The sequence below is a fragment of the Bradyrhizobium diversitatis genome, from assembly GCF_016031635.1.
Classification (GTDB): domain Bacteria; phylum Pseudomonadota; class Alphaproteobacteria; order Rhizobiales; family Xanthobacteraceae; genus Bradyrhizobium; species Bradyrhizobium diversitatis.
The window spans coordinates 103,335-121,857 of the sequence record NZ_JACEGD010000007.1 but is presented as its reverse complement, the minus strand read 5'-3'; the positions used below and the strand labels follow the sequence as shown (position 1 = coordinate 121,857).

The window sequence follows — 18,523 nt, the reverse complement described above, 5'->3', positions numbered from 1 at the left end:
CATTCCATTCAAGGCGCTTGATGTCAGGCTGCCTTCTCCGACCAATACCGATTGCGCAACTCCTGCTTCATGAGCTTGCCCGTCTGTGAACGGGGAACTTCATGCACAAAATCGATGCTGCAGGGCGCCTTGTAGCCTGCAATACGATTTTTTACGAAGGCGATGAGTTCTTCCGCCAAGCGATCGCTGCCCTCGAGGCCCGGCAGCAATTGCACTATCGCCTTGACCTGTTCGCCCATATCTGGATCGGGGATTCCTATGACGGCTACGTCCGCGATCGCAGGATGAAGCACCAGAACGTTTTCGATCTCTTGAGGATAGATGTTGACCCCACCTGAGATGATCATGAACGCCTTGCGATCGGTCAAAAAAAGATACCCCTCCGCATCGATGTGTCCGATATCGCCGACTGTCGTCCAATACGGATGTGCGGGATGTTGCGAAGCCCGTGTTTTTTCCGGCTCGCCATGGTAGACAAACGGCATCCTATCGCGTTCAAAATAGATGAGACCGGTCTGACCGGCTGGAAGTTCACTACCGTCCTCGTCGCAGATGTGAATCTTGCCAAGCACGGCGCGACCGACGGAGCCGGGCTTCCGGAGCCACTCGTCGGGTCCAATCACGGTCATCCCGTTCATTTCCGTGGCGGAGTAGTACTCCCACAACACCGGCCCCCACCACTTCATCATCACTTGCTTGACTTCGACCGGACATGGGGCGGCAGCGTGAATGGCGACCTGCAGGCTAACTGTGTCGTATCGATCCCGAACTGACTCAGGCAATTTAAGCATGCGCACGAACATGGTCGGCACCCACTGACTGTGGGTCACCTTGTAGTCTTGGATGGCAGCCAAAGCGGCTTCGGCATCGAATCTGTCCATCACGAGTGCGGTGCCACCCAGTGCCTGGACGGTCGCGCAGGTTCGCAGTGGCGCGGCATGATAGAGTGGCGCAGGGGACAGATAGATTGTCCTCTCATCGAAGCCAAAATTCGACGAAAACATCTGCACCATTGTGTCGCCAGCGTCGGAAACCTGTCGCTCCGGCAATGCATGTCTCACGCCTTTTGGCCTCCCGGTCGTGCCGGACGAATACAGCATGTCGGCGCCGCGCGGTTGAGACGCCGGGATCGTGGTCCGAGCGGTTCTCAATATCTGCTGGTACGGTTCGTAACCTGCCAGATTTCCTTCAGAACAAACCCGGTGCCTTAGGTTTTCGTGGTTGTCGATTTTTGATGCCGTCTCGAATCCACCACGTCCGACGAACAACGCCGCCGCGCCGGAATTTTCGAGCATATAGTCGACTTCACTGGAGCTCAGCCGACAACTGATCGGCATCAGATACAGGCCGGAGCGCTGAGTGGCCCAGTAGATATCAAAAATCCAGGAGCTGTTGTCAGAGAGCACTCCCACAACGTCGCCAGACCGCAGGCCGGCGTCGAAGAGCCAGTTTGCGGCCCGTCGAGACCGATCCTCCAATTCGGCGTACGTCACGATCTCACCGGTCGCCGTCATGATGAGGGCAGCGCGGTCGGGATTTGTTAGCGCGTGGGTGCCCGGATACATCAACACATCCCTGGATGTCGCCTTTCCAATGGAGAGGCGAAATTTTGGATACGAACGGAGTTGCCGCGACCGAGCACCCGAGGGCGCCCACCCCTGCTCGGGGGCTGCTGGCTGCATCGACAGGCCAGGCGAGCTCTGCAGCTCCCGGCCTTGAACTGATTGCGATTCAAGCCTAGTTTCTAAACTGACATTGACGTCATGTTACCGGGTTCCAAGCTGGTGGTCAAGCAGCCGCGGTGCTATGGGTGGCAAATGCTGGAGAGCGATTCTGCGTTAGAGCCGTTAGCCCCTGCCACGGCGAAGGGGGCGGCAATGCGTCAGCGCCTGCTGAACGCCTCGGCACGCGTATTCGCGCGCAAAGGATACGAGGCCACCCGCGTCCAGGACATCGTCAAGCTTGCTCGAACGTCTTACGGCAATTTCTACCGGCACTTCCGAAATAAGGACGAGATTCTGCTGGCCGTATTGCGGCCATTGGTCGACGAGATCTACGTTGCGAGCAAGCGAACATCGGGCCGCTCGTTGAAGGCAACCGAAGCAGAGTTCGTTGAGAATACGATCGCGTATCTCAAGATCTATGCCCAGCATCGCAAGCTGTTGCGCGTCATGCGCGAGGCGGCGGCTCGCGGCGAGAAAGCCACGTTTCTGTCTCTGTATGTCACGGAACGTAGCCGCTTCGTAAGGCGCACCGCGACCTGGCTGACACGGCTTCAGGGATTGGGCGAGCTTAGCCGCGAACTCGATCCTGAGATGGCTGCTGAAGTGCTCGGCGCCACGATGGAGCAGGTTGCCTACATGAAATTTGATCTCGCGTCGGAAGATCCAAGCGATGCGGCGATCGAGCACATAGGGTCACACTGCGCAAAGGTCTGGTATCGAGGCGTGTTTGGTATCGCCAAAGACGACCCCGCTGCTCCCAACTAGCATCCGTTCTGCCATCGATACGAGCGCGAGTGTCGTAGCCAAGCAGGCGCGACGCCGCTTGTTCATGAATCTGACCGGAGATCGCGAACAGGGTTCGACGCTGACAATCACCCACAAAAGATCAGGTGGACGGGCTTGGCCCTGTGCTCCGCAAGGTCGGCTTGACGAGGCTTCTCTTCAGTAATATGACATCAATATCACTTTTAGCGCCGGTCCAGAAGCGCGGAAATTCAACAGGGGAGGAGCCGGTCAATTCGGCAGAAAACATAATGAAGACAGATACTTCATTGCCTTTCCCTGTTGTGCTTAGCGCAGTCGTGCTCCCTATCTTGCGGCCGCCTTGGCGAATAATCGATAGGCGCGCGTCGTGATCCTGACGGAAACGCAAGCCGCTATTCGCGACGAAGTACGCAAGTTCGCGCGGGAGAGCGTTGCGCCCTACGCTCGCGATTACGAAGAAGCCAAGCAATACCCGTCGCGGTTGTTCGAGGAACTCGCGAGCCTCGGGCTTATGGGAATGATGGCGCCCGAATCGGTCGGAGGAGCAGGCGCCGACTATGTTTCCTACGCACTCTCACTTATTGAAATCGCCGCGGCTGTCGAAGGAGGCGCCGAAGGGTCTGAAGCGGGCGACAAGGTCGTCGCCATCGGACCGCTCGGCCTGCATTCGCGGCGTTCCCGATTCGTCCGAACTCGCGCCGGCCATTCCAGCCTCGCGCTACTGATAACGCGCTCGCGTGATCCGGCCTGACCCCGGGTCACATCCATTCAAGCAGACGAATTCGAGATCGCCGCGATGGCTTTTACCGACATTTTCATCAAGCGCCCAGTCCTGTCGGTCGTCGTCAGCCTGCTGATCCTGCTGATCGGCCTGCGAGCGGCGATGGTACTGCCGATCCGGCAATATCCGAAGCTCTCGAACACGGTCATCAACATCACGACCGTCTATCCCGGAGCGTCTGCGGACCTGGTCCAGGGCTTCATCACCACGCCAATCGAACAGGCGGTCGGTTCCGCCGAGGGCGTCGACTACATCACGTCGTCCTCGGTGCTCGGCAGCTCGACGATCCAAGTCTACATCAAGCTGAACTTCGACCCGAACCAGGGGCTCACCGAGGTGCTTGCCAAGGTGAATTCGGTCAAATATCTGATCCCGAAAGAATCCAACGATCCGGTCGTCACCAAGACCACCGGCCAGACCACAGCGGTGATGTATATCGGCTTCTCCTCTGAGGAGCTCTCCGGCTCGGCGATCTCCGACTACCTGACGCGCGTCGTGCAGCCGGTGCTGTCGACCATCGATGGCGTGGCGTCCGCCGATATCCTGGGCGGCCAGACTTTTGCGATGCGATTGTGGCTTGACCCGGTGAAGATGGCCGGCCACGGCGTGTCGCCGGCTGATATCGCGGCCGCGATCACCGCCAACAACTTCCAGTCCGCGGCGGGCCAGACCAAGGGCTACCTCATCGTCTCGAACATCTCCGCCAACACCGGTCTGACCGACGTCAACCAGTTCAAAAAGCTGATCGTCAAGGCCAAGGACGGCGGGTTCGTCCGGATGGAGGACATCGCAACAGTCGAACTCGCCGCCCAGAGCACGGATGCGAGCGTTGCCTTCAACGGCGAGCACGCGATCTTCATCGGCGTGAACGCAACGCCGCAGGGCAACCCGCTGACGCTTGTGAGGGGCGTGCGCGCGCTGTTCCCGGAGCTCGAGCGCAATTTGCCGCCGTCGATGAAGATGAAGGTCGCCTATGACTCGACCAAGTTCATCCAGTCCTCGATCGACGAGGTCGAGAAGACGTTGGGCGAAGCCGTGATCATCGTCATCGTGGTGATCTTCCTGTTCCTGGCCTCGTTCCGCTCCGTCGTTATTCCGGTCGTCACGATTCCGCTGTCGATGATCGGCGTCTGCACCCTGATGCTGATACTGGGCTTCAGCTTCAACCTGCTGACGCTGCTCGCCATGGTGCTCGCGATCGGCCTCGTGGTCGACGACGCCATCGTGGTGGTGGAGAACATCCACCGTCACCTCGAGGAGGGCAAGACGCCGGTGCAGGCGTCGCTGGAAGGCGCGCGAGAAATCGTCGGTCCGGTCGTCTCGATGACGATCACGCTGGCCGCCGTGTACGCCCCGATCGGCTTCCTCGGCGGTCTGACCGGTTCGCTGTTCCGCGAATTCGCCTTCACGCTGGCGGGCTCCGTGATCGTGTCCGGCGTCATCGCGCTGACGCTGTCGCCGATGATGTGCTCGGTGCTTCTCAAAAGCACCGAAGAGGGCCGGTTTGCAAAATTGGTCAACAAGGTGTTCGGCGCGGTGACGCGCTGGTACGGCCGCAGGCTCGATCGCTCGCTCGACTACAAGGCCGTCACCGGGCTGTTCGCAGTGACGATCCTCGGGCTGGTCGGCTTCCTCTACATGCACACCTCGAAGGAGCTGGCACCTGAGGAAGACCAGGGCATCGTGTTCGCTGTGACCAAGGCGCCGAAATACGCCAATATCGACTATGTCGATTTCTATGGTGAGAAGCTCGACAAGGAATTCCAGAAATTCCCCGAGACCGATCTGCGCTTCGTGCTCAACGGCATCAACGGCCCTCAGAACGGTATCGCTGGCATGCTGCTGAAGCCGTGGGATGAACGGAAGCGTTCCTCGATCGAGTTGAAGTCGCTGGTCCAGGCCGAGCTCAGCAAGATCGAGGGGGTCCAGGCCTTCGCCTTCAACCTGCCGCCGCTGCCGGGCGGGCCGGGCGGCCTGCCGGTGCAGATGGTGATCAATTCGACGGCGGGCTTCCAGGCCGTGTATGAGCAGATGGAGAAGCTGAAGGACGCCGCGCGCAAGAGCGGCATGTTCATCGTCTCCGACAGCGATCTCGCCTTCAATCAGCCGACCGTGAAGGTGAACGTCGACCGTGCCAAGGCGCAAGACCTCGGCATCAACATGCAGAACATCGGCAGCGCGCTCGCGCTCCTGGGCGGCGGCAATTACATCAACCGCTTCAATTTGGAGGGCCGTTCCTACCAGGTGATCCCGCAGGTGCCGCGCGTTCAGCGGCTCTCGCCGGAATCGCTCGGCAACTACTACGTAGCGACCAGCAACAGCCAGCAAGTGCCGCTGTCGACCGTAGTGTCGATCGAGACCACAACCGCTCCGAATTCGCTGACCCACTACAACCAGCTCAACTCGGCGACGTTCTCGGCGGTGCCGATGCCTGGCGTGACCGTCGGCCAGGCCGTTGACTTCCTTGAAGGCGAGGCCAAGGAGCTGCCGCTGGGCTTCAGCCACGACTACCTTGCCGACAGCCGGCAGTATGTGCAGGAAGGCAATCAGCTCGCGATCACCTTCGGTTTCGCGCTGATCATCATCTTCCTGGTGCTGGCGGCCCAGTTCGAGAGCTTGCGTGACCCGCTGGTGATCATGATCTCGGTGCCGATGGCGATCGTCGGGGCCCTGATCCCGCTGTTCTTCGGCGTGGCGACCATGAACATCTATACCCAGGTCGGTCTGCTCACCCTGGTCGGCCTGATCACGAAGCACGGCATCCTGATGGTGGAGTTCGCCAACGAGCTCCAGGTCAACGAGCGGCTCGACCGCCGCTCGGCCATCGAGATGTCAGCCCGCATTCGCCTGCGGCCGATCCTGATGACGACGGCCGCGATGGTGACCGGCCTGATCCCGCTCCTGACCGCGACCGGCGCGGGCGCGGCCAGCCGCTTCTCGATCGGCCTTGTGGTCGTCGCCGGCATGTCGGTCGGCACGCTGTTCACGCTGTTCGTACTGCCGGCGGTCTATGTGGTGCTAGCGACCGACCACCGCGCCAAGGCTGGGTCCGTGCGGAACAAGCGGAGCGAAGCTGGGTTGCGGCTCCAAGGCGCTGCGGCCGACCTGAGGCCGCTCGATTGAAAATGCAAAGCGGGAATGGCCATTGCCAGGGGCGCATTCGGGCCGGAGCAAGCACTAGTTGTGGCGGAGATGATGGCACCACCACTGGGCAGCCGCTTGCGCCGTTCGATTGAGGCCGCGACCTCGATGACTCACCCGGAGGGTCGACTACCTGCTCCAACCGGTTCGCTTGATGACACACCTCTCCGAAAGCTCCGAACGTCCGACCGTTCGGGCTGAAAGGCCTCAACCAGAACCGGCACGGCGCTCGCAGGATTGCTGTCGCCACATACGAAAACGTCAACGGCCGCGTAGGACCTCTCAGGCCAAGTATGTAAGGTCATGTGCGATTCAGCCAACAAGGCTATTGCCGAGACGCCGTCGCCTGGACAAAATTTATGAACATGAAGGTGGAGTAATGTTGCACTCGCCGCATCGATGGCTTTTCGGATTGCGTCTTCCGCAAGGTCCGGATCGTCGAGGTTTTTCGCTCCCCATAGCTCGATGAGCATATGCGTCGCACCGGTGGCCAGAGCCGGTGGTACTTCTTGCTCGTTATCAATAATCATTGAGAAATCTCCATTGAATTGACGGCTCGATAACATGAGCTAGTCGGGATTTAGGTGACGAGGTGATCAGGCGGCGTGTTTTGCCGGTAGGTTCATGACCTCAATGCCGCATAAGGACTTGGCGTCGTCTCAAAGGCACAAATCAGCTGCGCGCGATCGTTGTTAGCGCTTGGCGGCGCCGTGGGTATCCGTAGCCCGGCGAAGCGCCAAGTCCGCTTTCGTGAGGAGAGCACCAACCATGGTCCAGGCACCCGTTGGTTGCGGGTGCCATGCAGATTGACGGGTGTCGACTACAAGATCCGGTAGGTGCGAACGCAAATTGGAGGCCTTAGCGTCCGGCCGGTGTTCCCCTGACATCATCGAGGAAACAGTGGTGAACGCAAAGGACGGGAAGCTAAGAAACGGACAAACGGCACAGTATGCCTGGCCGATACCTGTGGGCTACGCACTGCATACCCTCAACCAGGATCATCGGTGTTCTGATTTAAGGCCCCAGAAGGCGATGAATGGGGGACGCGTGTGCCTAGCCGAGATCTACCCGACAAAACTCCGTATGTGGAACCTCAACCGATCGAGGCGATCACTGCGATCGATGGCATTGCAAGATCGGATCCGAAGAGAATTGCGCTGAGGAGCGGCGCAGACGAACTCACTTACGAGGCGTTGCGACTAAGATCGGATACCCTCGCAAGGAGGCTACGAGAACATGTCGCTCGGGGCGCTGTCGTCGGATATTGGGGTGAGCGTGGCTTCGACTGGGCGACGGCGGTCATCGCAATTTTGAAGGCCGGATCGACGTACCTACCGCTCGATCCATCGTTACCGGCTTCACGTACATCGTTCATAGTTGAGCAGAGTCGCTGTGCTCTGATTATTGGTCCCGACCAGCAGCAGTCGCTCGGCCTGTTCCAATCGAGCAGCAAAGGCACCATCCAATTCATGCCGATAGAGGCGCAGCTGCGTGAGCGCCAGCCCTCGTCTTTCGTCCCATCATCGAGCGCGGACGGACACGCCTACATTCTGTTTACGTCTGGTTCGACCGGCCAGCCCAAGGGCGCAATGATTGCGCGTGCAGCCCTAAACAATCATTTGGCGGCAAAAATTGATGCCCTGACCCTCACTCGAACGGATTGCATTGCCGAGACGGCATCGCATTGTTTTGACATCTCGCTGTGGCAGCTTCTGGCAGGGCTTTGCGTCGGAGCCAGTATCACGATCATTGATGATGCGACACTGAAATCACCAGTATCGCTTCTACAAGCAATTCAAGGGTACGGCGTGACGGTTGCTCAATTCGTCCCGTCAATGCTTGCAGTATTTGTTGAATATCTGCAGCGCCTTGCGGCGGCAGAGCGTGCTCTGGACAGTTTGCGGATTATTTCCACGGTTGGAGAACCCCTAACACCCGGGCTGGCGCGCGCATGGCTTGCCTTATATCCAAAGGTCCCCATTCTAAACCACTACGGGCCTACCGAGTGCGCCGACGGTGTTACGCACAACCTGGTTTCCATACCGCCCGCGGTGGCTGACACCTATGTGCCGATCGGCAAGCCGATTGCGAATCTTGAGGTCTACATCACCGATGGATCTCGACTGTGCGACACGGGAGAGGTCGGCGAAATCTGCGTTAGCGGTGTTGGCGTGGCTACTGGCTACGTCAATGATCACGTCCGCACCAGGGATGCGTTTGGGCCAAACCCGTTCTCGAACGATCCGTCCTTCCGGCGCCTCTACAGGACAGGTGATCTCGGGCGCGTTCGTTCCGATGGCCTTTTGGAATGTCTTGGTCGACGGGACCGTCAAGTCAAGATCCGCGGGCACAGAATTGAACTGGGAGAAATCGAGGCCCGTCTCTCCGCTCATCACTTGGTAAGCGGCGCTGTCGCGGTGGCGTCCGTCTGCGCAGGCGTGAAGCTTACGGCGCGAGACATAACCGGTTCCGAGCGCGAAACCGGATCGAGACGTATCGTCGCGTATGTGTCAGCTCCGGCTGAAGTGACGCAATGCGAGCTTTTGGACTTTCTTGCCGAAGCGCTTCCCACATACATGCTCCCAGAAAGGATCATCCACGTCGGCAGTATTCCACGGACCAGAAACGGAAAGGTCGACTTTGGAGCATTGCCAGACCCGACCAGTGTTCGCCCGCCAATGCCGACGCCATTCGAGAGGCCGCGAACAGAGGTTGAAGCCAGGCTGTGTCAAATCTGGTCAGAGATTCTCGGCATCAAGAACGTTGGCGTGAATGATCAGTTCATGAGCCTCGGCGGAGACTCGCTACGGGCAATGCTCATATTGGGCCAATTGCAGACCGAGCTCGGAGTGAGAACGGATTTCAGGCTCGTCCTGAATGGAACGATACGATCTCTTGCGGCGTCGATCTCGACCCCAGGCGAGTCCAAACCGTGCATAGGCCCGGCGTACGGAAAGCTCGCGCGATCGCCTCTGACGCGAGTTCAGGAACACCTATGGTTTCTCTCCCAGCTCGATCCGTCTGCCAAGAACTACATCATTCAAGGCGGCCTGCGAATAAGAGGCATCATCGATCTGGCCGCGTTCAGTCGCGCCTGGGCCGATGTCGTTCGCTTGCATCAGGCACTTTCTGCTCGCTTTATCGACGAGGATGGTCCCGTTCAGCTCTTTGATGCTCCGCAATGTGCAAACCTTGAATTGGCAGATGCATCTCATCTGTCGGCGCGGGAAGCTGAGGAGCTGATCGCAGAGTTGCGGCGAACAGAGCTGAACGGCAGCTTTGATCTCAGCCAGGGCAATCTGTTTCGCGGGCGCATGATCCGTCTTAGCCCTGACCACCATCTGATACTGATCACCGCTCACGAAATTATTCTAGATGCCTGGTCGATCTCTGTTCTGCTCAGAGAGCTTCGACAAACGTACCTGCATGCCGCGCCGTCTTTGCCAAAGAACCGCGCCTCACTTTCGACCTACGCAGTTTGGGAAGAACAGCACGCGGCTCCAGAGGCGCTGGCTAACCAACGTAGCTATTGGCGCGGTCAGATTGGTGATGATCCGCCGGTGCTTTCGCTTGGAACAAGACAAGCGCGTCCGCAGACAAATTCTCATCGCGGCGCCTCGCATTCGGTGCTGCTTGGCAGCGAGCTCTCCAACCGGGTACGGGAGTTTGCGCGTCGACATGGGTGCACCACGTCGACAACCCTTCTCGCGTGCTTCAAATTGCTGCTGAGGATGTATAGCGGTCAAGACGATCTCATCGTCGGCATACCGCACGCCGTACGGGATCAACCGGGTAGTGCCGACATTGTCGGCTTTTTCCTGAATATGCTGCCAATCCGCTCCGCGATCGATGTCGGTCAGTCCTTTGCGGTCCATGCCTTGCGCATCCAGGGTCTGGTCAGTGATGCCATCGCAAATTCGGCATATCCGTTCGGCTGGATGGTAAGGGATGGCCGGCTACATCGCGAAGCGGGACGATCGCCGATCTTCCAGGTCATGTTCAACATGTACTCCGAGGCCACGGAGCCACCTGCCCAACAAGAGTTAGATCTGACATTCCGCGAATACGACACCGGCTATGTAAAATTCGATCTGACCTTGTACGCACAAGATCAAGGCGATGAAATTGCGCTCCAGCTAGCATATGCCAAAGACATATTTTCCAGCGACCTCATCGGCCGGATGGCTGATAATCTGCGCTGTCTGATTGCAGCCTGCGTTGATCATCCGCTTGCGCCCGTTAAGGATCTGAGCTGCCTCAGCGCGACGGATGTCGTTATGCTGGACTCGTTGGATGGCTCGGCGCAGTCATACTCGACTGAATGTCCACTTGTCGAAGCGTTCGAGCAAATCAGCGCCTCTCATTGCAGCCGGGTAGCATATTTTGGTGATTTCGGTGAGATCACATTCGGCGATCTGCGTGAGCGCGTAAGGGCAACCAGGTCGTTGCTGGAGGCTTCTGGCGTTGAGGCTGGCGACAGGGTCGCCATGCTGGTCGACCGATCGCCTGACGTGGCCGCTGTTATTCTTGCGGCACGCGCCTTGCAGTCAATCGTTGTCCCCATATCCCCGGATTACCCGCGAGATCGGATCGACCATATCCTCCGAGATAGTCAGGCAAAGCTTTTGGTTCACGCAAATACCACTGACCCCGGGTTTGACCTGCCGTCGATTTGTCTGTTGACCCGGCAAGGCCGCCGTGCGCCCCCGCACGAGTGTATATTCAGCGGCGGACCATCAGATCCGCAAATTGTGAGCCTGATATACACGTCGTCCTCGACCGGCAAGGCGAAGGGGGTTCTCATCCCGGAATCGTCAGTTCTTAATCGACTGAACTGGATGTGGCGAAGCGCTCCGTTCGGCAATACTGACGTAATGGTTGTCCAGAAGTCCGCATCACTTGTTGCGTCCGCTTGGGAATACTTCGGCGGGCTTCTGAGAGGCGTATCCACGCTCATCCTGGCGCACGAGCAGTTGCTGGATCCAGATCTGTTGTTGTGCACATTGGCGGGACGTCGCGCGACGCACTTATTTGCCTCGCCGCCACTCCTGACCGGCCTCATAGCTTCCCAAGAACGGCAGCCAAGATCCACTTCCTTGCGGTTCGTCACAAGCAGCGCTGAACCGATGCCGTCTTCGCTCCCCGTTCGCTGGCGTGCGTCTTTCCCGGACGTGCCGTTGTGGAACTTCTATGGCGCTACGGAATGTGCATCCAACGCCGCAGTCTACAAAACGTCGGATGCCGACGACGGCGCGTCGCTCGTGCCCGTTGGGCGCCCAATCGATAACGTCAAAATCTACGTACTCGATGACAGATTGAAGAGAGTCCCTGTCGGAGCCGCCGGTGAACTCTGCATCGCGGGACGCTGCGTAAGCGCTGGGTACTGGCGGGATCAGGAGCGGACAACTCGTTGTTTCGTGCCGAATCCTTATGGCAGCGGACAATACAGCGTCCTTTATCGAAGTGGCGATATCGCGCGCATCTCAACCAGCGGCCTTCTCGAGGTTTGCGGCCGATCGGACAACCAGATCAAGGTACGGGGCTATCGCATTGAGCTGGAGGAGGTCGAAAAGGCTCTTGAGTCTCATCCGGCAATCGCAAAGGCGGCGGTCGTCCCAGAAGGCATGGACGGCCATTGTCGCTTGATCGCCAGCGTGATTCCCGCGCGCGACACTCTAAGCTCTGAAGATATTGTCATCCACCTGCGTCACACGTTGCCGTCCTACATGATTCCCGCAGCCTTTCGTTTGGTTGACAGTATCCCCCTCACGACGAGCGGGAAGATAGACCGTGCGGGCCTGATGTCGGTTCCTTACCGCGAGGTCGGGCCTGCTCCATCTGCCGAGCCCCGCACAGGGAAGGAGCGTGTTCTTGCTGGAATCTGGCAGGATCTACTGGGCGTCAAGCGGGTCGGAATTGATCAGGTCTTCTTTGATATCGGCGGAGATTCTCTCCTGAGCGTGCGCTGCGTGACGTTGGCGCGCAAAGCCGGGCTGAATCTTACCGTTGACCAACTGTATCGAACGCCGACCATTAGGGAATTGGCGGCAGATGGAGCGACGGTTACACTCCCTACCGCCCCTTCCGCGGATGGCTCGTTGCCAGTTAGCCCCGCAATCGCTTCTTGGAAGCCTCTTGTCGGCTTCGATGAGCACTACAACATAGGCGATCTGTTCTTCCTGCCCGGAGGGATACTGGACATCCGGCTGCTGGAGCGCGCCCTTGCCCATGTCATGGATAGCCACGAAGGCCTCAGGCTCCGTATCGCGCGAACCGACGATGGTCTACGTCTGACGATCGCAGCCTCCCTGGGCGAGCGCCTCGTGGAGGAGATCAATCTTGTCGGAATGACCAGCCCGCGGCAGCGTAAGGCAATCGAGAGCATCTCTGCAAGACGACAACATATGTTTGTGTTTGACGGCCGGACGCCTCTTGTTAACGTCACGGTGTTCCGCACATCGGAGAGCGGCGATTACTATCTGCTGGTCCTGATGCATCATTTCGTAGCGGACGGGATAGGCTATCGACTGTTCCTGGAAGCATTGGATGCGGCGTACGACGCCCTTAGCTCAGGCCACGCCCTGAGTAGTCCTGAGAACATGCAAATGCTCTCTTCATGGTTGAAGCGCCTTGAGCACTACGCGAACAGCGAAGCGCCAGCCGAACTCGAATACTGGGAGAGGATCGACCACGCTCAGTTCAAGTTGCATGTGAGCCCCATTTCGGCGGGGGGCGCGAGCTTTTCGGAAGTGACCGCTGGAGAGCTTCATTATGCACACCTTGAAGGCCGCAAGGAGGACGCAAATCGCCGATTCCTTCGGGAAGATCAGGCGAAGCATCATCTGGAGATTGGGAACGAAGCCACAGCTGATCTCCTCAATATCGCAGCCAGATCGGCGCATTGTAAGGACATCGACGTATTTCTTGCCGCCATATCCGGCGCCTGTGGACGTGTTTTCGGCAACTATTCGCTCTGGATTGATAGCCTTACGTCGACCCGAGGTCAGCTCTTTCAAGATTTTGATCCATCGCAGATCATTGGCCATATCAGCGAACTCGTTCCGCTTTCCTTGAGTCTTTCCGGAACGGAGCCCCGTCCCGATCGTGCTCGTTCAATAAACCGCCAGCGCAATGTCCTGCCACGCAGGGGAATAGGGTTTCGGGCCCTGAAATTCCTAACCCGAGATCCAGCCCTGCGGAGCCGGATAGATCGTCTGCCCTTACCCAAAATCGGACTGAATTATCGAGCGGGTTTGCAGCGCCATTTTCCGCGCCGTCTCCTAACCCAGGAACCGTCTCCAATCTGGATCGGCGAAGACATGGATGAAGCGGCCGCGAGTCACCTCTTCTGGTTCGATGTCGGATACCAAGCCGGCCGTCTACAGATCGAAACAAGGTATGATCCAACCCAGATCGGTTATGAGGTGACCCATAATTTCTGCACTGTGTTGCATCAGGAGCTGTTGCTGACGATGAGCGAATTCGGAAGAGCCGTCGACACTGTTATCCATGAATGAGCTGGATGAGGAAGTGATCGTCCAAAGCGTTTGAGATGTGATGGCAAAGAAGAAGAACATCGATCTATCGGATGCCAATCTTTCGGGCCTTATCCTGCGGCTCGCAATTCCGTCTATTGTTGGCCTATCGATTAACGCGGTACAGCAGGCCGTCAATGCGATCTTTGTTGGCGCACTTGGCGCGCAAGCGATCGCAGCTGTCAGCATGACCTTGCCTGTCGTGGTCCTGCTGGCGGCGGTCGGTCAGGGGATCGGTGTCGGAACAGCATCGTTCATATCTCGTCACCTTGGTGCTGGTGAGTACCTAGAGGCGAGTAGAGGCGCGAGTACTGCACTGGCTCTGGCCGCTCCGATCGGAATCATGCTTACGGTTCTCCTACTGCTAAACTTGCGACGGATCTTCGTAACGCTCGGGGCGACTCCAACCATCATGCCCGTGGCGCTCGACTATGCGGCGACGCTATTGTTCGGGTACACCCTGATGCTTCTAAACATCGTCAACGGCTTCATCGTTAGAGCCGAGGGCAACACACGTTTCAGCATGTGGACGATGCTTACCGCCTTCATACTGAACGCGGTGCTCGATCCGGCCTTCATCTTCTTACTGGACCTCGGTGTGCGAGGCGCAGCCCTGGCAACACTGGTATCTCAGATCGCTGCCATTGGCCTCTATATTGCGCATTTTTCGAAGCTACGCGGGATAGTCCTCGTCAAGATATCTTACGTCTCATTGCGAACAAGTCGCATCAGACAGCTCGCGTTCATAGGAGCGCCAGCCACCATGACCGGCATTTTGTCTGCCATTGCCTCTATGCTCTTGTACGGAGCTGCTGCGCCGTTCGGGGACGACTGCATCGCGGCCATGGGAATAGCTGTGCGATTGCTGACGATCGGCGCACTGCCTGTCACCGGCTTTTGTATGGGCTCTCAGGCTGTCCTGGGTTTCGGTTGGGGCGCACGCGATCTTCCCCGCGTATGGAAGACTGCAAAGCTCATGCTGTTCATGACTGTCGCGCTTTCGGTTGCGTATTCTGCGGCCGTTGTGAGTTTTGCCCGACCTTTGGTCAAGCTGTTCAGCGATAGCGAGAACGTCACGGAAATTGCCGTCTTGACCTGTATCGTTTTCCATCTCTTTTTTTGGCTTTTTGGTGTTGAGAGTTTCGTGACGACGATGCTTCAGTCGTTCGGGAGAGCACGCCTCAGCGTGATTGTCTCCTTGGCCAGGCACGGCTATTTCTTCATACCCGCCGTACTGCTCTTACCAGTCATATCGGGTTTCAACGGGCTGTTGGCCAGTCAGGCGATCGCTGAGCTGGGTGCTGGAATGATTGCACTGTTTGTCATGTTCCACCAGTTTGCTGAGCTCAGGCGAGCGCTCCGGCACGCAACTTCAAGGCCGATCGGGATCGCGGGTTAATCTGACTACGGACATCGTCGCGGACCGGAGCATTGAGCCTACATAGCCGTGGAGGTGGTGCTCTCAAGAAGTGACGCACGTGATGTGCAGGAGCCATGCAGCTATAGTGGTGTTTCTCGGCCTGTTCACTTGTGGTGCTCTGCGGCTGGGCTTCGCGAGGGTTGCTCCGGGACGCGGCTCTTCGCTCATCGCCTGCTCCATATTGCTTTCCACGAAACGGCCCTTGGTCCGCGACACGGTCGAGCCGCTCACGCAAACGCTCGCGGCGATCTCCTCGTCGCGCGGCTCGGCATCAGCGGCCAGAAGAACCTGTACACGTGAACAAGGTCCATCACGCCATCACCCCGGGATCAAGATGAGGTTGGGCTACATCTCGATTGAAATGGAGACCCAGGGTGATCTGAGTCTGAGGCCTCGGCGAAGACGGCGTCAAGGCGTTCACGGACTTCGCAATCGGAAAGCCTGATCGAGCTGATCAGATTCTACAAAGAAAGCCGTGGACTGCTTGCCCGGGACCTGCGGCCTACGTCGAATGGATGCGCGCCAGGCGTTGAAGGTAACGCTTGAGCAGATCGATGCTCCAGCCAACGCCGCAAGATGAGCCTTTCCAATCGCTACGAACTGGCGGGCTGTGGCAGACGGGTCGAACCAGAAAATGGCAGGACTGCGTCGGAACGGTACGCATCCGGCCAGCACCCCGGCCAAGCGCGCCGGTCTGCCGTAGCGCTCAGGCGGCAGCCGCTTTGGACCTTCGGTCCGCCTTCCAAATCCACGGGAGCAGGTCGGCGACTCTGTTGATGGGGTAATCCGGAAGTCTGGCCAGCACGTCAGCGAGCCAGGCTTGCGGATCAACGTCGTTCATCTTGCAGGTTTCGATCAGGGTATAGACTGCGGCGGCACGATTGCCGCCAGCATCTGAACCGGCGAAGGTCCAATTTCGTCTTCCGATAGCCACGCCGCGTAGCGCTCGTTCGGCAGCGTTGTTCGAGAGGCAGACGCGTCCGTCGTCCAGGAAGCGGGTAAACGCCGCCCAGCCGTTGAGCAGGTAGTTGATCGCCTTTGCAGTATCGTTGCCTGAGGAGAGCAAGGTCCGCTGCTTGCGCATCCAGATCTCGAGATCAGCAACGATCGGCGCGGACTTCTCACGACGCACCGCAAGTCGCTGTTCCGGCGTTTTGCCGTTGATGGTGCGCTCGATCTCGAACAGGATATCGATGCGCCGCACGGCCTCGCTGGCAATCGGCGCCTCTCCAGACTTCGCCAGATCAAAGAACTTTCTTCGGCCATGGCTCCAGCAGGCCGCTTCAAGGATTGGAGCCGGCTTCCTTTGGGCCTTGTAGAGCTGGTTATATCCATCAAAGGCATCGGCCTGCATCAGGCCCACATAGCCGGCAAGATGGCTTCGCGGGTGCTCTCCAGCCCGGTTGCGCGAGTAGTAGAACAGGGCCGCCGGCGGATCCGTGCCGCCAAACGGCCGGTCATCGCGAACATAGGTCCAGATCCGGCCGGTCACCGTCTTCAGCTTGGCCAGTACCGGCACCGTCGTATCGTCGGCGTGGATGCGTTCCGCGCTCATGACGTGGATCCGGATGGCCTCAATAATGGGATCGAGTGCTACCACGCAGGCGCCGACCCGATCCGCGAGGGTCGAGACGTCGATCTCGATCCCCTCACGAGCATAAGTCTTGCTCTGCCGGTTCAACGGCTGATGCAGCAGGAACTTGTTGACCAGCACCATCGCCAGCAGGTTCGGTCCGGCAAAGCCTCGCGGGATCGGATGGGAGGGCGCCGGCGCCTCTGTGATCGCCTCGCAATCCCTGCAGGAGAACTTTTCGCGGACGTGCTCGATAATCTTCCAGCGCCGCGGCTCGCATTCCAGCGTCTTTGATATCACCTCGCCAAGCTTGTGCAGCCGCTCGCTGCCGCACTTACCACACGCGCAAGGCGCGGGTTCGACGATACGTTCGACCGGCAGGTTCTCCGGTAAGGAGCGTCGCGACGGCCGTGGATTCTGCCCGTGCTTCTGTTTGGCGGCTTCTGGTGCTGCGAACTCGGCTTTGGTTTCCTGCTCCGCCTGAGTCTCTTCAAGATCCTCGATGGCAAGTTCGAGCTGCTCGACCAGCAGCTTGCCACGTTCAGAAGATTGCCCGAACTGTTCTCGCCGTGCCTTGGCCAGCATCAGCTTCAGCCGCTCGATTTCCAGCCGGCCGACGGTCACTTCGCTCTTCGCCAGCGTCAGCTGTTCGCGCTGCGCAATGATCATCGCATGCGCAGCGGCAAGGTCGGTGGGAAGCGGATCGGCGTGTGTCGTCACGAAGACGAATCAACCATATTCGTCGCAAAAAATCCCGCTCGATTTAACCGGAAGCCTGTGGACGCCAGGTTGCCTGCGGCATCCGCCAGTCGATGCCGGACAGCAGATAGGAGAGCTGCGCAACGCTGACCGTTACAACGCCGTCGGCCAGTGATGGCCACACAAAGCAGCCGCGTTCCAGCCGCTTGGTGAACAGACACGCGCCCTGGCCATCATGCCAAATGATTTTGATCAGGTCGCCGCGGCGACCCCTAAAAACGTAGAGATCACCAGCGTGCGGATCACGCTTCAAGGTCTCCTGGACCAACCGCGCAAGGCTTGGAAAGCCGCGGCGCATATCGGTGTGGCCGGTCGCAAGCCACACCCGCACATTACCCGGTATGGCAATCATCGGCGCTCAAGCACATCGAGGACCCGCGCCAGCGCTTCTCGATCGACGTGCGCGTCCACTCGGATACGTCGCCGGTTGCCTAGGTCGATCTCGATCAACCCAATACGCGCGGCCACCACAGATCGCCCTCGGCTATCACCCGCAGGTAAAAGCTTCGAAGTTTCTTCCGCTTCCGTGGCGGCGATGTGCACCGGCGCAAAAGATGGTACGACCTGTTCGGATGTCCGGGCTTGTCGACGCCAGGTAAACACCAGGCTGGCCGCTACTCCGTTGCGACGCGCGACCGCAGTCACCTTTGCGCCCGGCGCCAACGTCTCCTCGACAATCCGCGCCTTGTCATCCTGCGACCAGCGCCGCCGCCGCTCCAGCCCGCCCAAAACCTCGACTCGCATCGCCCGATGACCTTAAAGCTAGACTTAAGGTCACAGGCTTGGCGAATTACAGCGCGTCAGACAAGACGGCGCCCGTCGGAT

10 protein-coding genes are annotated in these 18,523 nt (G+C 58.7%); 5 read left to right on the top strand and 5 right to left on the bottom strand.

Going from position 1 to position 18,523, the window contains the following annotated elements:
* Positions 1-23: 23 nt before the first annotated feature.
* The gene (locus H1B27_RS08695; protein WP_197965745.1) at positions 24-1,565 is read right to left on the bottom strand and encodes an acyl-CoA synthetase; all 1,542 of its coding nucleotides are present in this window, start codon (positions 1,563-1,565) and stop codon (positions 24-26) included.
* Positions 1,566-1,877: 312 nt separating this feature from the next.
* On the opposite strand from H1B27_RS08695, the gene H1B27_RS08690 reads away from it, so the two are divergent.
* The 3 genes from H1B27_RS08690 (at position 1,878) to H1B27_RS08680 (ending at position 6,393) form a co-directional block, all read left to right on the top strand.
* Positions 1,878-2,489, top strand: a complete 612-nt coding sequence (locus tag H1B27_RS08690) for a TetR/AcrR family transcriptional regulator (RefSeq protein ID WP_197965744.1) — start codon at positions 1,878-1,880, stop codon at positions 2,487-2,489.
* A 367-nt stretch (positions 2,490-2,856) separates the two neighbouring features.
* On the top strand, positions 2,857-3,240 hold the full coding sequence (locus H1B27_RS08685) for an acyl-CoA dehydrogenase family protein (protein ID WP_197965743.1): 384 nt from the start codon (positions 2,857-2,859) through the stop codon (positions 3,238-3,240).
* A 45-nt stretch (positions 3,241-3,285) separates the two neighbouring features.
* Positions 3,286-6,393, top strand: a complete 3,108-nt coding sequence (locus tag H1B27_RS08680) for a MexW/MexI family multidrug efflux RND transporter permease subunit (protein WP_197965742.1) — start codon at positions 3,286-3,288, stop codon at positions 6,391-6,393.
* 131 nt (positions 6,394-6,524) lie between these two features.
* Here the strand turns inward: H1B27_RS08680 and speD are convergent, their stop codons facing one another.
* Positions 6,525-6,941: an adenosylmethionine decarboxylase gene (speD, locus tag H1B27_RS08675; RefSeq protein WP_197965741.1), complete on the bottom strand. Its 417-nt coding sequence runs from the start codon at positions 6,939-6,941 to the stop codon at positions 6,525-6,527.
* A gap of 555 nt (positions 6,942-7,496) precedes the next feature.
* On the opposite strand from speD, the gene H1B27_RS08670 reads away from it, so the two are divergent.
* Entirely contained in the window at positions 7,497-13,928 is a 6,432-nt protein-coding gene (locus tag H1B27_RS08670) for a non-ribosomal peptide synthetase (RefSeq protein ID WP_311976933.1), read from the top strand.
* Between the two features lie 40 nt (positions 13,929-13,968).
* The gene (locus H1B27_RS08665; RefSeq protein ID WP_197965739.1) at positions 13,969-15,345 is read left to right on the top strand and encodes an MATE family efflux transporter; all 1,377 of its coding nucleotides are present in this window, start codon (positions 13,969-13,971) and stop codon (positions 15,343-15,345) included.
* A gap of 727 nt (positions 15,346-16,072) precedes the next feature.
* Here H1B27_RS08665 and tnpC read toward each other — a convergent pair.
* The 3 genes from tnpC to tnpA all read right to left on the bottom strand — a co-directional run bounded on the left by tnpC (position 16,073) and on the right by tnpA (position 18,442).
* Positions 16,073-17,608, bottom strand: a complete 1,536-nt coding sequence (gene tnpC, locus H1B27_RS08660) for an IS66 family transposase (protein WP_210343276.1) — start codon at positions 17,606-17,608, stop codon at positions 16,073-16,075.
* 94 nt (positions 17,609-17,702) lie between these two features.
* Entirely contained in the window at positions 17,703-18,050 is a 348-nt protein-coding gene (gene tnpB, locus H1B27_RS08655; protein WP_197965737.1) for an IS66 family insertion sequence element accessory protein TnpB, read from the bottom strand.
* A complete protein-coding gene (tnpA, locus tag H1B27_RS08650; protein WP_197965736.1) occupies positions 18,047-18,442 on the bottom strand; it encodes an IS66-like element accessory protein TnpA in 396 nt (131 codons plus the stop codon). Before tnpA ends, tnpB begins: the two co-directional genes overlap by 4 nt.
* Between the last annotated feature and the right edge of the window lie 81 nt (positions 18,443-18,523).

Bases quoted from the DNA above. Each gene is read 5' to 3' on its own strand.
- tnpB (WP_197965737.1), bottom strand. From the start codon at position 18,050: ATGATTGCCATACCGGGTAATGTGCGGGTGTGGCTTGCGACCGGCCAC.
- speD (WP_197965741.1), bottom strand. From the start codon at position 6,941: ATGATTATTGATAACGAGCAAGAAGTACCACCGGCTCTGGCCACCGGT.
- H1B27_RS08680 (WP_197965742.1), top strand. From the start codon at position 3,286: ATGGCTTTTACCGACATTTTCATCAAGCGCCCAGTCCTGTCGGTCGTC.
- tnpC (WP_210343276.1), bottom strand. From the start codon at position 17,608: ATGATCATTGCGCAGCGCGAACAGCTGACGCTGGCGAAGAGCGAAGTG.
- tnpA (WP_197965736.1), bottom strand. From the start codon at position 18,442: ATGCGAGTCGAGGTTTTGGGCGGGCTGGAGCGGCGGCGGCGCTGGTCG.
- H1B27_RS08665 (WP_197965739.1), top strand. From the start codon at position 13,969: ATGGCAAAGAAGAAGAACATCGATCTATCGGATGCCAATCTTTCGGGC.
- H1B27_RS08695 (WP_197965745.1), bottom strand. From the start codon at position 1,565: ATGTATCCGGGCACCCACGCGCTAACAAATCCCGACCGCGCTGCCCTC.
- H1B27_RS08690 (WP_197965744.1), top strand. From the start codon at position 1,878: ATGCGTCAGCGCCTGCTGAACGCCTCGGCACGCGTATTCGCGCGCAAA.